Consider the following 13614-nt stretch of genomic DNA (forward strand, 5'->3'; position numbering starts at 1 on the left):
CTGTACAAGCGGCGCAGTGTAGCGCAATTGCTGCGTCAGGGCGGAGTGCCTGCCCGGAGGTTTTTGGCACGATTCAAGCAAATTCAAGCAAAAAGGCAGGCTATCGAACCAGCGACAATAATTAAGGAACAGGTGGTTGATCGACAAATTGTAATTTCCTGACCTTTAAGTCAGAAAACCATTGACCGAAAAGTCAGACCTGCTAAATTCAGTTCCTATCGGTTAACAACAATAATGAGTCTGCGAGGCCTTCCGTGATCCAGTTTTTACTAAACCAGGAACTCCGTAGCGAGCACGCCCTGGACCCGAACCTGACCGTGCTCAATTATCTGCGCGACCATGTCGGCAAGCCCGGCACCAAAGAAGGCTGCGCCAGCGGTGACTGCGGCGCCTGCACCGTGGTGATCGGCGAATTGCAGACCGATGATGACGGCCGCGAACACATTCGCTATCGCAGCCTCAACTCGTGCCTGACCTTCGTGTCGTCCCTGCACGGCAAACAACTGATCAGCGTCGAAGACCTCAAGCACAAGGGTGAATTGCACAGCGTGCAGAAAGCCATGGTCGAGTGCCACGGCTCGCAATGCGGCTTCTGCACCCCCGGCTTCGTGATGTCGCTGTTTGCCCTGCAAAAGAACAGCGATGCACCGGATCATGCCAAGGCCCACGAAGCACTGGCCGGCAACCTCTGCCGTTGCACCGGCTACCGGCCGATCCTGGAAGCCGCCGAGCAGTCCTGCTGCGCCAAGCAACCGGACCAGTTCGACGCCCGCGAGGCCGACACCATCGCACGCCTCAAAGCCATTGCCCCGACCGATATCGGCGAACTCAACAGCGGCGACAAACGCTGCCTGGTGCCGCTGACCGTGGCCGACCTGGCCGATCTCTACGACGCTTATCCACAGGCCCGCCTGCTGGCCGGCGGCACTGACCTGGCGCTGGAAGTCACGCAGTTCCACCGCACCCTGCCGGTGATGATCTATGTCGGCAACGTCGCCGAGATGAAGCGCATCGACCGTTTTGACGATCGCCTGGAAATCGGCGCCGCCACGTCCCTGTCCGATTGCTACGAGGCCTTGAATGCCGAGTACCCGGACTTCGGTGAATTGCTGCACCGCTTCGCGTCCTTGCAGATCCGCAACCAGGGCACCCTGGGCGGCAACATCGGCAACGCCTCGCCGATTGGTGACTCGCCGCCCCTGCTGATCGCCCTCGGTGCGCAGATCGTGCTGTGCAAAGGCGAGACCCGCCGCACCTTGGCGCTGGAAGATTACTTCATCGATTACCGCGTCACGGCGCGCCAGGAAAGCGAGTTCATCGAGAAGATCATCGTGCCCCGCGCCAGCGTCGATAAACTGTTCCGCGCCTACAAGGTTTCCAAGCGCCTGGACGACGATATCTCGGCAGTCTGCGCCGCCTTCAACATTCGCCTGGAAAACGGCATCGTCGCTCAAGCCCGCGTCGCCTTCGGCGGCATGGCGGCCATCCCGAAACGCGCCGCTGCCTGCGAAGCCGCGTTGCTCGGCTCGCCATTCAATAACGCCACTGTCGAACGCGCCTGCGCTGCCCTGGCCGAAGACTTCACGCCGCTCTCGGACTTCCGCGCCAGCAAGGAATATCGCCTGCTCAGCGCGCAGAACCTGCTGCGCAAATACTTCATCGAACTGCAAACACCGCACATCGAGACCCGGGTGACCGCTTATGTCTAATCATCACGCCGTAGAGAAGACCCAAGCCGAATTGGCTGAACTGTTCGCCAAGGACCTGACCACCGGTGTCGGCCGCAGCGTCAAGCACGACAGCGCCGCCAAGCATGTGGCCGGTGAAGCGCAATACATCGACGACCGCCTGGAGTTTGCGAACCAGTTGCACGTCTATGCGCGCATGTCGGACCGCGCCCACGCCCGGATCATCAGCATCGACACCTCGCCCTGCTACGCCTTCGAAGGCGTGCGCATCGCCATCACCCACGAAGACGTACCGGGCCTGAAAGACATCGGCCCGTTGCTACCGGGCGATCCGCTGCTGGCCATCGACACTGTGCAGTTCGTCGGACAACCGGTGATCGCCGTGGCGGCGAAAGACCTGGAAACCGCGCGCAAGGCGGCCATGGCCGCGATCATCGAATACGAAGACCTGGAACCTGTGCTGGACGTGGTCGAAGCCCTGCGCAAGCGCCACTTCGTACTCGACAGCCACACCCATCAACGCGGCGATTCGGCCACGGCGCTGGCCACTGCCGAACATCGCATCCAGGGCACGCTGCACATCGGCGGCCAGGAGCACTTCTACCTGGAAACCCAGATCTCTTCGGTGATGCCGACCGAAGACGGCGGCATGATCGTCTACTGCTCCACGCAAAACCCCACCGAAGTGCAGAAGTTGGTGGCCGAAGTGCTGGACGTATCGATGAACAAGATCGTCGTCGACATGCGTCGCATGGGCGGCGGTTTCGGCGGCAAGGAAACCCAGGCGGCCAGCCCGGCGTGCCTGTGCGCGGTGATCGCGCACCTCACCGGCCAGCCGACCAAGATGCGCCTGCCACGGGTCGAAGACATGCTGATGACCGGCAAGCGTCACCCGTTCTATGTCGAGTACGACGTGGGCTTCGACAGCACCGGCCGCCTGCACGGCATCAACCTGGAGCTGGCCGGCAACTGCGGTTGCTCGCCTGACCTGTCGGCGTCGATCGTCGACCGGGCGATGTTCCACTCGGACAACTCGTACTACCTGGGCGATGCGACCATCAACGGTCACCGCTGCAAGACCAACACCGCGTCGAATACTGCCTACCGTGGTTTCGGCGGCCCGCAAGGCATGGTCGCCATCGAAGAAGTGATGGACGCCATTTCTCGCCATCTGGCCCTGGATCCTTTGGCCGTGCGCAAGGCCAACTACTACGGCAAGACCGAGCGCAACGTCACCCACTACTACCAGACCGTCGAGCACAACATGCTCGAAGAGATGACCGCCGAACTGGAAGAAAGCAGCCAGTACGCCGAGCGTCGCGAAGCGATTCGTCGCTACAACGCCAACAGCCCGATCCTGAAAAAAGGCCTGGCGCTGACCCCGGTGAAATTCGGTATTTCCTTCACCGCCAGCTTCCTCAACCAGGCCGGTGCCCTGGTGCACGTCTACACCGACGGCAGCATCCACCTCAACCACGGCGGCACCGAAATGGGCCAGGGCCTGAACACCAAGGTCGCGCAGGTCGTGGCCGAAGTGTTTCAGGTGGAAATGGACCGCGTGCAGATCACCGCGACCAACACTGACAAAGTGCCGAACACTTCGCCAACCGCTGCTTCCAGCGGTGCCGACCTGAACGGCAAGGCCGCGCAGAACGCTGCCGAAACCATCAAGCAACGGCTGGTGGAATTCGCGGCGCGCCAGTACAAAGTCAGCGAAGAAGACGTGGAATTCCACAACGGCCACGTACGGGTCCGCGATCACATCCTGACCTTCGAAGCACTGATCCAGCAGGCGTACTTTGCCCAGGTGTCGCTGTCGAGCACCGGCTTCTACAAGACCCCGAAAATCTATTACGACCGCAGCCAGGCGCGCGGCCGTCCGTTCTACTACTTCGCCTTTGGCGCCGCGTGCTGCGAAGTGCTGGTCGACACCCTGACCGGCGAATACAAGATGCTGCGCACCGACATCCTCCACGACGTCGGCGCCTCGCTGAACCCGGCCATCGACATCGGTCAGGTCGAGGGCGGTTTCATCCAGGGCATGGGCTGGCTGACCATGGAAGAGCTGGTGTGGAACAACAAGGGCAAGCTGATGACCAACGGCCCGGCCAGCTACAAGATCCCGGCCGTGGCGGACATGCCGCTGGACCTGCGGGTCAAGCTGGTAGAGAACCGCAAGAACCCGGAAGACACGGTGTTCCACTCCAAGGCCGTGGGCGAGCCGCCGTTCATGCTCGGTATCGCCTCGTGGTGTGCGATCAAGGACGCCGTGGCGAGCCTGGGCGATTACAGACATCAACCGAAAATCGACGCCCCGGCAACCCCGGAGCGAGTGTTGTGGGGCTGTGAGCAGATGCGCCAGTTGAAGGCGGCGAAGGCTGTCGAGGCTGAGACCGAGTTGGCTTCGCTCTAAGACCTAGGTGCGGCCTTCGCGAGCAAGCCCGCTCCCACATTTGGAATGCATTCCCCTGTGGGAGCGGGCTTGCTCGCGAAGTGGCCGGTACAGACAACAGAGATGTTGAGGTGAAACATGTACAACTGGATCGACGCCCTCGCCGACCTGCAAAACCGGGGTGAGCCCTGCGTGCTGGTCACCATCATCGAAGAGCTCGGCTCGACGCCGCGCAACGCTGGCTCGAAGATGGTCATCAGTGCGAACCAGAGCTTCGACACCGTCGGTGGCGGGCACCTGGAATACAAGGCCATGAAGATCGCCCGCGAGATGCTCGCCAGCGGCAAGCAGGACACCCATCTGGAGCGCTTCAGCCTCGGTGCCAGCCTTGGCCAATGCTGCGGTGGTGCAACCGTTTTGCTGTTCGAACCGATGGGCCAGGTTCAAGCGCAGATCGCCGTGTTCGGTGCCGGCCACGTTGGCCGCGCCCTGGTGCCACTGTTGGCCAGCCTGCCCTGCCGGGTTCGCTGGATCGATTCGCGGGAAGATGAGTTCCCCGAGCAGATCCCCCATGGCGTGCGCAAGATCGTCAGCGAAGAACCGGTGGATGAAATCGATGACCTGCCGGCCGGCAGCTACTGCATCGTGATGACCCACAACCATCAACTCGACCTCGAACTGACCGCTGCGATCCTCAAGCGCAACGACTTCGCCTACTTCGGCCTGATCGGTTCGAAGACCAAACGGGTGAAGTTCGAACATCGCCTGCGCGACCGCGGTTTCGACAACAGCGTCGTGCAACGCATGCGCTGCCCGATGGGCATCGGCGAAGTCAAAGGCAAGTTGCCTGTGGAAATCGCCATCTCCATCGCCGGCGAAATCATCGCCACCTATAACGCGAACTTCGGCCAGCAGACGTCCAGCGCCGAACCGATTGCCAAACTGCTGCCCGCGTCACGCCGCAGCCAAACCGCAAACTTGAAAGCCTCGAATTGAGAATCTCATGCCTTTGACTCGCAAAGCTTACCGCGCCGCCATCCTGCACAGCATCGCCGACCCAGCCGTCGTGGGCATCGAAGCCTCCTACGAGTATTTCGAAGACGGCTTGCTGGTTGTGGATAACGGCCAGATCAGCGCCCTGGGCCACGCCAGCGAACTGCTGCCGACCCTGCCGGCTGACGTCGAAATCACCCACTATCAGGACGCACTGATCACCCCCGGCTTCATCGACACCCACATCCACCTGCCGCAAACCGGCATGGTCGGCGCCTACGGCGAGCAATTGCTGGACTGGCTCAACACCTACACCTTCCCGTGCGAAAGCCAGTTCGCCGACAAGGCCCACGCCGACCAGGTCGCGGACATTTTCATCAAGGAACTGCTGCGCAACGGCACCACCACTGCGCTGGTATTCGGCAGCGTGCACCCGCAATCGGTGAACTCGTTCTTCGAAGCCGCCGAGCAGCTTGACCTGCGGATGATCGCCGGCAAAGTGATGATGGACCGCAACGCCCCGGACTACCTGACCGACACCGCCGAATCCAGCTACGTCGAAAGCAAGGCGCTGATCGAACGCTGGCACGGCAAGGGTCGCCTGCACTACGCGGTCACCCCGCGCTTCGCACCGACCAGCACCCCGGAACAGCTGACCCTGGCCGGCCAGTTACTGACCGAATACCCGGATCTGTACATGCAGACCCACATCAGCGAAAACCTCAAGGAAATCGAGTGGGTCAAGGAGCTGTTCCCGGAGCGCAAGGGCTACCTGGACGTCTACGACCACTACCAGTTGCTCGGCGAGCGCTCGGTATTCGCCCACGGTGTGCACCTGTGCGATGACGAGTGCGCGCGCCTGGCGGAAACCGGCTCGGCCATCTCGTTCTGCCCGACCTCGAACTTCTTCCTCGGCAGCGGCCTGTTCAACCTGCCGATGGCCGAGAAGCACAAGCTCAATGTCGGCATCGGTACCGATGTGGGCGGCGGCACCAGTTTCTCGCTGCTGCAAACCCTCAACGAAGCCTACAAAGTGATGCAACTGCAAGGTGCACGCCTGAGCCCGTTCAAGTCGCTGTACCTGGCCACCCTCGGCGGCGCCCGCGCACTGCGCCTGGAGGACAGGATCGGCACCCTGCAACCGGGCACCGACGCCGACTTCCTGGTGCTGGACTACAACGCCACGCCGCTGCTGAGTTATCGCTTGAAGCAGGCCAACAACATCGCCGAGACGTTGTTTGTGCTGATGACGCTGGGCGATGACCGGACTGTGCAGCAGACGTATGCGGCGGGAAATCTGGTGCATCAGCGCTAGTTTCCTTCGGGCATAAAAAATCCCCCGCACTTTTCAGTCCGGGGGATTTTTATTGCCTGTCAGAAAGATCAAAAGATCGCAGCCTGCGGCAGCTCCTACATGGAGCGCATTCTTCTGTAGGAGCTGTCGAGTGAAACGAGGCTGCGATTTTTCAGAGCTTGGCCGGCGAGCGCCCAGGCTTCTTGGTCTGCAACAAATGCGAGAACACCGCATGCAGATCATCCGAAGCACTTTCCTCGTCGAGGTTGAGCTTGCTGTCGATATGATCCATATGATGCATCATCAGGTTCACCGCCAGTTCACAGTCGCGCTTTTCGATAGCGTCGATCAACTGGGTGTGCTCGTCGTAGGAGCAATGGGAACGGTTGCCGCTTTCGTACTGGGCAATGATCAGCGACGTCTGGGACACCAGGCTGCGCTGGAAACTGATCAGCGGCGCGTTTTTCGCAGCTTCGGCCAGTTTCAGGTGGAACTCACCCGACAGGCGGATGCCGGCGCCACGATCGCCACGGGAGAAGCTGTCGCGTTCGTCGTTGACCATCTGGCGCAATTCGGCAATCTGCTCGGCGGTCGCGTGCTGAACGGCCAGCTCAGTGATCGCTCGCTCCACCAGACGCCGGGCCATGAACACCTGGCGGGCTTCTTCGACGCTCGGGCTGGCGACCACGGCGCCACGATTCGGACGAAGCAGCACCACGCCTTCATGGGCCAGGCGCGACAAGGCACGGCGAATGATGGTGCGGCTGACCCCGAAAATTTCCCCCAGCGCTTCTTCGCTCAACTTGGTGCCGGGCGCCAGACGCTGTTCGAGGATGGCCTCGAAGATATGCGCGTAGACAATATCGTCCTGGGTACCGCTGCGGCCGGCTTTGCCTGCTCGCGGTTGTTTCTTTAGGGGTTGCAACTGTTCGTTCATGGGCACTCGAGTCGGAAGAACTGCGGCGAATTGACCGCGACTGTAATACGGCACAGTGGGTCGCTGGCAAGTATCGCGTAAAAAACACTGCGATTGTACACAATGGAAGGTGGCAACACGACTGTACGGCTGAATGTTGCCTCGGCTGTATCGCAACGCCTGATTACTTTTGAGTTTAGGCTTAAAACACAAAACTTTTGTCGAGAGACATTTTTGTGGCGAGGGAGCTTGCTCCCGCTCGACTGCGCAGCAGTCGTAAAATCAGCCGACGCATTCCATTGGACACACTGCAGTGCCTTGATTGGGGCTGCTTCGCAGCCCAGCGGGAGCAAGCTCCCTCGCCACACATTTGGGTCAGCCACAAATACCTGCTGGATTCACTGCTTTTATAGACAAGGAACAACACCCGTCATGAACGACGCCACCCACACGCAAATCCGCCCGCTGGCCGACACCTCGCCCTCGGCCATCGTCGCCGGCTTCATCGCCATGATGACCGGCTACACCAGCTCCCTGGTGCTGATGTTCCAGGCCGGGCAAGCCGCGGGCCTCAGCAGCGGGCAGATTTCTTCGTGGATCTGGGCCATCTCGATCGGCATGGCGGTGTGCTCCATCGGCCTGTCACTGCGCTATCGCACGCCGATCACCATTGCCTGGTCGACCCCCGGCGCCGCACTGCTGATCACCAGTCTCGGCGGCGTGTCTTACGGCGAGGCCATTGGCGCCTACATCACCTCCGCGGTGCTGGTGACGATTTGCGGGATGACCGGCAGCTTCGAACGACTGGTGAAAAAGATTCCGGCCTCCCTGGCCGCCGCCCTGCTGGCGGGGATTTTGTTCAAGATCGGCAGCGAGATTTTCGTCGCGGCACAACACCGCACTGCCCTGGTACTGGGGATGTTCGTCACTTATCTGGTGGTCAAGCGCCTGTCGCCGCGCTATGCGGTGCTGGCGGCATTGCTGATCGGCACGGCATTGTCAGGCTTCATGGGGCTGCTGGACTTCAGCGATTTCCACCTGGAAGTGGCCACGCCGGTCTGGACCACGCCGCACTTCTCCCTGGCGGCAACCATCAGCATCGGCATCCCGTTGTTTGTCGTCGCCATGACCTCACAAAACATGCCCGGTATCGCCGTATTGCGCGCCGATGGTTACACGGTGCCCGCCTCGCCTCTGATCACCACCACCGGCATCGCCAGTTTGCTGCTGGCACCGTTCGGCTCCCACGGGATCAACCTGGCGGCGATCAGCGCAGCGATCTGCACCGGACCGCACGCCCATGAGGATCGCAACAAGCGCTATACCGCTGCGGTCTGGTGCGGGATTTTCTACGGGATCGCCGGCGTGTTCGGTGCGACGCTCGCGGCGTTGTTTGCCGCGCTGCCCAAGGAACTGGTGTTGTCGATTGCGGCGCTGGCGCTGTTCGGCTCGATCATCAACGGCTTGAGCATCGCCATGAGCGAAGTGAAGGAACGTGAAGCGGCGCTGATCACCTTCATGGTCACGGCATCGGGGCTGACGCTGTTTTCCATCGGCTCGGCGTTCTGGGGGATTGTCGCCGGGGTGGTGACGCTGGTGATTCTGAACTGGCGCAAGGCCTGAAATACACAAAACCGGGCCAAAAAAAACGGCGACCCTTGGGTCGCCGTTTTTACTGGAACATCAAGCTACCGGATTGATCGGCTTTTCCGGGTACCAGACGTCCAGCAGCGGGCTGACTTCAACGCTGGTCAGCTCGGTGCGGCCTTTGAGCCAGGCTTCAACGGCAGCGCGCTGTTCAGCGCTGACCGAGCCACGCTTCTGCAGGCAAACCAGACCGTAGTCGTCGCCGCCAACATAACCCAGGCCGTTGGCTTCCATGGCTTCTTTGAGGAACGCGTCGAGGAAAGCATCAATGGCTTCATCAGCCAAATCTTCTTTGAAATCCAGGTTCAGTTCGAAACCCAGCTCTTGAAATTCATCGACGCACAGTTTTTTGCGCAGACGCTGGGAACGGTTAGTCGCCATTGGAACAATCCTCTTAAGTAATAACGGGCGGCACTTTAGCAGTTTAAGCCGCCGATTGCCTGACTCTCTGGGCCACCACGCCTACCGTCGGTAAAAAAATAGCCGATCAGAATGCCTGCGCACGGCACAAGCTGTGACACCTTGGGGCATAATGCCGACACTTTCATGACCATTGAGGGAATTTATCTCCATGCCCTCATCTTTTTTCCCCTCGGCTGTAGGGTTTTATTTCAGATGATCAAATCTTTGCGTCCATTGCTGTTGGCCGGTTTTCTTCTCCCCCTGGCCCTTCCCGTTTGCGCCGCTCCCGTCAATACCGCGTTGTCGCCCAACGTTGAAAAAGCCCTGAAAGCCAGCAAGTTGCAGGACAACGCCCTGTCGCTGGTAATGATCCCGCTCACCGGCCCCGGCACCCCGACGGTGTTCAACGCCGACGTGTCGGTCAACCCGGCGTCGACCATGAAACTGGTCACCACCTACGCGGCGCTGGAAATGCTCGGCCCGAACCACCAGTGGAAAACCGAGTTCTACACCGACGGCACCTTGAGCGGCGGCATTCTCAACGGCAACCTCTACCTCAAGGGTGGCGGCGATCCGAAGCTGAACATGGAAAAACTCTGGCTGCTGATGCGCGACCTGCGTGCCAACGGCGTCACCCAGGTCACCGGCGACCTGGTGCTGGATAAAACCTTCTTCGTGCAACCGCAACTGCCGGAGTTCAATGACGACGGCAACGACGAGAACAAGCCGTTTCTGGTCAAACCCGACTCGCTGCTGGTCAACCTCAAGGCGCTGCGCTTCGTCGCACGCAATGACTCGGGCAAGGTGCTGGTCTCGGTGGAGCCGCCGATTGCGAGCATCCGCATCGACAACCAGGTCAAGGCCCTCAACTCCAGGCAATGCACCGGTGGCGTGCGTTACAACCCGGTGGCACAGGCCGACGGCAGTGTGACCGTGACGGTCGGCGGTCAACTGGGTGAAGGCTGCAGCTCGCAGACTTACCTGTCGCTGCTCGACCACGCGACCTACACCGCCGGCGCCGTCCGCGCGATCTGGAAAGAGCTGGGTGGCAGCATTCAGGGCAGGGATGTGCTGGCGCCAACCCCGAAAGACGCCAAGGTCCTGGCCCGGGCGTTCTCGCCGGACCTGGCGGAAATCATCCGCGACATCAACAAGTACAGTAACAACACCATGGCCCAGCAGTTGTTCCTGAGCCTCGGCCAACGCTTCCGTACCGATGCCGATGGTGACGACGCCAAGGCCGCCCAGCGTGTCGTGCGTCAGTGGCTGGCGAAAAAGGGCATCACCGCACCGCACCTGGTGATGGAGAACGGCTCCGGCCTGTCCCGTGCCGAGCGTGTCAGCGCCCGGGAAATGGCCTCGATGCTCGAAGCGGCCTGGCACAGCCCGTATTCCGCCGAATACATCAGTTCGATGCCGATCGCCGGCACCGACGGCACCATGCGCAAACGCCTGAAGACCACTGCCATGCGCGGTGAAGCCCACGTCAAGACCGGCACCCTGAACACCGTGCGGGCGATTGCCGGTTTCAGTCGCGACGTCAATGGCAACACCTGGGCGGTGGTGGCGATCCTCAACGACAAGGCTCCGTTCGGCGCATCTTCGGTGCTCGATCAGGTGCTGCTGGACCTGTACCGCCAACCGAAAGTGCCACAAACGGCTTCGGTGTTGTAACCCGTCAAATCAAAAGATCGCAGCCTTCGGCAGCTCCTACAGGTATACACATAACCTTGTAGGAGCTGCCGAAGGCTGCGATCTTTTCAGCTCACCGCAGGTTAATTCATCTCCCCCTCAACCCTATCCCTTCCCGCCTGCTTCGCCGCATAGACCCCCGAATCCGCGCGCAACAGCAAGGCATCGGCGCCCTCCCCGACCCGCCAACTGGCAATCCCGAAACTGGCGGTGACCGTACCGACACCTTCAATCGGTGAGCTGCGCAAGCCTTGCCACAATTGCTGGGCCAACATATAGGCATGTTCGCCGCCGCTATCCGGGCACAACACCATGAACTCCTCTCCGCCCAGGCGGCAGAACACATCGGTGCGACGCAGCCGGTGGCCGATCCGTTGGCACACGGCCTGCAACACCCGATCACCGACGGCATGGCCATGCAGGTCATTGATGCGCTTGAAATGGTCGATATCGAGCATGATCACCGACAGATCCCCACCGCCGCGCTCGACCCGGGCCATTTCGGTGGTCAAGCGTTCCTGGAAATAACGCCGGTTGTGAATACCGGTCAGCGAGTCGGTGACCGACAGCGCGCGCAACTCTTCTTCCACCCGCTTCATATCGGAAATGTCCGAGATGTAGCCGTGCCACAGCACACCGCCACCGGGCAGTTCCTCCGGCGTGGCCTCGCCACGTACCCAACGCAGACCCCGTTGTGGCAATTGCACGCGGTACTCCTCGCGCCAGGGGCTGAGGGTGTCGGCCGAGGCCCGGATCGAGGCGCGGACACGGGTGGTGTCCTTGGGGTGAATCCGGGTGAAGATCGCTTCGGCATTGAGCAGCAGCACGTCGGGTTCGAGCTCGTAGATCTCGCGAATGCCGTCGCTGGCATAGATCACGCTGAAACGCCCGTCGAACTCCATCTTGAATTGGTAGATCCCGCCGGGGACGTGGGCGCTGAGTTTCTTCAACAACAGATCCCGCGCCGCGAGCGCCTCATGGACCCGTTTGCGTTCGGTGATGTCGATGCACACCGCCAGGTGCCCGACCCACAGGCCTTGTTCATCGAGCATCGGCGTGGCGAGCATGTTGACCATCAAATGGCTGCCATCGCCGCGCACCAGCGTCCATTCCCGCGCCTCATGGTCGCCCTGCGCGTCGCCTTCGACCAGCATCGCCTGGCAGGTCGGCACCGGCTTGCCATAGCGCGCACTCAACTCTGCCGAGCGAGCAACCAGTTCCCGGGGCAGGTGCAGACTCTCCAGGGTCATATGCCCCACCACCTCGGCGCTGGAGTAGCCAAGCATCTGCTCGGCACCCGCATTGAAAGTGCTGATGACGCCGCGCAGGTCGGTGGCGATGATCGCGACCTGGGTGGCGGCATTCAGCACGCCACGCAACTGACCATGGGTGCCACGCAGTTCCTGCTCTCGGTCGCGCAGTTCCTGGGTGCGTTGCTCGACCAGTTTCAACGCCCGCTGCCGCTGGCTGACCAACACATACAGCAAGGCACTGAGCATCACGCTGAGCAACCCACCCAACACCACCACACTGGTGACGGAGGAATGGTTGGCCTTGACGAACGCGGCGCTGGGCTGGATATCGACTTGATAGTCATGGTCGGCCATGCGCAACAGGCGCGTGGACGACAGGTCGCTGATGGGCGGCGGGTTGGGCGACTCGAACAGCACCTCGTGCTGCTCGTCGATCGACAAGTCGAGGATGCGCACCGAGAGATAGTCACGGCCCGCTTCCGGCAGTCCATCCGCCAGCAACTGGCGCATGCTGATCACCGCCATGACATAACCGAAGGGCTTCATGGCGCTGTGGCCCTGACTGTTGCGCTGCATGACCGGTGCGACCAGCAGCACACCACGCGCATAAGCCGGCTCGATACTCACCAGATGCATCGGTTGCGACACCGCCATGGCGCCATGTTGATCGGCCCGATCGAGCGTGGCACGCCGTAGCGGCTGGGCCAGCAAGTCGTAACCGAGGGGCGCTCCGAGTTTGCTTTGCGTCTGGCTATACAGCACCGCTACGTACTCATCTCGCTCGCCGGCCAGTTGCAATTGGCCGGCGGCGTTGAGTTCTCTCAGGGTGAAGCCGCTCAAGCCTTCGTCACGCACCCGACGCTCGAACGCCGCCCGCTCATCACGAGTGACCCGTTGGGCAAAGGAATACGCCTGGGTTCGCAGCAGCAAAGGTTGGGTGTAACCATCGAACTCCGCTCGGGACACCGAATCGGAATTGGCGAAAAACCGGCGCAGGCCGTCGAGGCGCTGCTCCTGATCTTCGAAACGCTCTTCGATACGGCTGTAACGTTCACTGGCCAGCAGTTGGAAGCGTTGCCGCAATTGATGGTGAAACAGATTAAGTGTCGACCACGCCAGCAACCCGGTGAGCACCCCGCCGACCAGCAATACCAGCAGCGCGACCAACCAGGCCGAGGCATCTTCGCTGATAAAACCCAGGATCCTGGGGCGCACGGCATGCAACGACATAGAACGCAACTCAAAACGCCAGGTGCGGGAAAGCCCTTTGGTCGTGAGTTGAGTTATAGCCATTAGCCACTAACTTGACCAGCACTGATGGGATCCAGGAGCCTTTG

At 61.0% G+C, this 13614-nt stretch carries 9 protein-coding genes; 6 read left to right on the plus strand and 3 right to left on the minus strand.

Annotation, left to right across the window (positions count from 1 at the left end; all coding sequences use genetic code 11):
• Positions 1-254: 254 nt before the first annotated feature.
• The 4 genes from xdhA to guaD all read left to right on the plus strand — a co-directional run bounded on the left by xdhA (position 255) and on the right by guaD (position 6388).
• Positions 255-1709, plus strand: a complete 1455-nt coding sequence (gene xdhA, locus ACM6IT_RS05605) for a xanthine dehydrogenase small subunit (protein ID WP_414917673.1) — start codon at positions 255-257, stop codon at positions 1707-1709.
• On the plus strand, positions 1702-4101 hold the full coding sequence (gene xdhB, locus ACM6IT_RS05610) for a xanthine dehydrogenase molybdopterin binding subunit (protein WP_414917674.1): 2400 nt from the start codon (positions 1702-1704) through the stop codon (positions 4099-4101). Before xdhA ends, xdhB begins: the two co-directional genes overlap by 8 nt.
• A 117-nt stretch (positions 4102-4218) precedes the next feature.
• Positions 4219-5076, plus strand: a complete 858-nt coding sequence (xdhC, locus tag ACM6IT_RS05615; protein WP_414917675.1) for a xanthine dehydrogenase accessory protein XdhC — start codon at positions 4219-4221, stop codon at positions 5074-5076.
• 7 nt (positions 5077-5083) lie between these two features.
• A complete protein-coding gene (gene guaD, locus ACM6IT_RS05620) occupies positions 5084-6388 on the plus strand; it encodes a guanine deaminase (protein WP_414917676.1) in 1305 nt (434 codons plus the stop codon).
• Between the two features lie 151 nt (positions 6389-6539).
• Here guaD and ACM6IT_RS05625 read toward each other — a convergent pair whose 3' ends face one another.
• Complete coding sequence (locus ACM6IT_RS05625) at positions 6540-7304, minus strand: GntR family transcriptional regulator (protein WP_414914679.1); 765 nt, start codon at positions 7302-7304, stop codon at positions 6540-6542.
• Between the two features lie 411 nt (positions 7305-7715).
• Between ACM6IT_RS05625 and ACM6IT_RS05630 the strand changes: the two genes are divergently transcribed.
• Positions 7716-8906, plus strand: coding sequence for a benzoate/H(+) symporter BenE family transporter (locus ACM6IT_RS05630; protein WP_414917677.1), 1191 nt, complete (start codon positions 7716-7718; stop codon positions 8904-8906).
• Between the two features lie 60 nt (positions 8907-8966).
• Here ACM6IT_RS05630 and ACM6IT_RS05635 read toward each other — a convergent pair whose 3' ends face one another.
• Positions 8967-9311: a YggL family protein gene (locus tag ACM6IT_RS05635; RefSeq protein WP_007971486.1), complete on the minus strand. Its 345-nt coding sequence runs from the start codon at positions 9309-9311 to the stop codon at positions 8967-8969.
• Between the two features lie 234 nt (positions 9312-9545).
• On the opposite strand from ACM6IT_RS05635, the gene dacB reads away from it, so the two are divergent.
• The gene (gene dacB, locus ACM6IT_RS05640) at positions 9546-11006 is read left to right on the plus strand and encodes a D-alanyl-D-alanine carboxypeptidase/D-alanyl-D-alanine-endopeptidase (RefSeq protein WP_056721926.1); all 1461 of its coding nucleotides are present in this window, start codon (positions 9546-9548) and stop codon (positions 11004-11006) included.
• A gap of 101 nt (positions 11007-11107) precedes the next feature.
• On the opposite strand, the gene ACM6IT_RS05645 is transcribed toward dacB, so the two are convergent.
• Positions 11108-13507, minus strand: coding sequence for a diguanylate cyclase (locus ACM6IT_RS05645; protein ID WP_414917678.1), 2400 nt, complete (start codon positions 13505-13507; stop codon positions 11108-11110).
• Positions 13508-13614: the final 107 nt, after the last annotated feature.

The organism is Pseudomonas sp. IT-P4, from assembly GCF_949767755.1.
Taxonomy (GTDB): Bacteria; Pseudomonadota; Gammaproteobacteria; order Pseudomonadales; family Pseudomonadaceae; genus Aquipseudomonas; species Aquipseudomonas monachiensis.

Coding starts and splice junctions, on each gene's coding strand:
- xdhB (WP_414917674.1), top strand. CDS start 1,702: ATGTCTAATCATCACGCCGTAGAGAAGACCCAAGCCGAATTGGCTGAA.
- xdhC (WP_414917675.1), top strand. CDS start 4,219: ATGTACAACTGGATCGACGCCCTCGCCGACCTGCAAAACCGGGGTGAG.
- guaD (WP_414917676.1), top strand. CDS start 5,084: ATGCCTTTGACTCGCAAAGCTTACCGCGCCGCCATCCTGCACAGCATC.
- ACM6IT_RS05625 (WP_414914679.1), bottom strand. CDS start 7,304: ATGAACGAACAGTTGCAACCCCTAAAGAAACAACCGCGAGCAGGCAAA.
- ACM6IT_RS05630 (WP_414917677.1), top strand. CDS start 7,716: ATGAACGACGCCACCCACACGCAAATCCGCCCGCTGGCCGACACCTCG.
- ACM6IT_RS05635 (WP_007971486.1), bottom strand. CDS start 9,311: ATGGCGACTAACCGTTCCCAGCGTCTGCGCAAAAAACTGTGCGTCGAT.
- dacB (WP_056721926.1), top strand. CDS start 9,546: ATGATCAAATCTTTGCGTCCATTGCTGTTGGCCGGTTTTCTTCTCCCC.
- ACM6IT_RS05645 (WP_414917678.1), bottom strand. CDS start 13,507: ATGTCGTTGCATGCCGTGCGCCCCAGGATCCTGGGTTTTATCAGCGAA.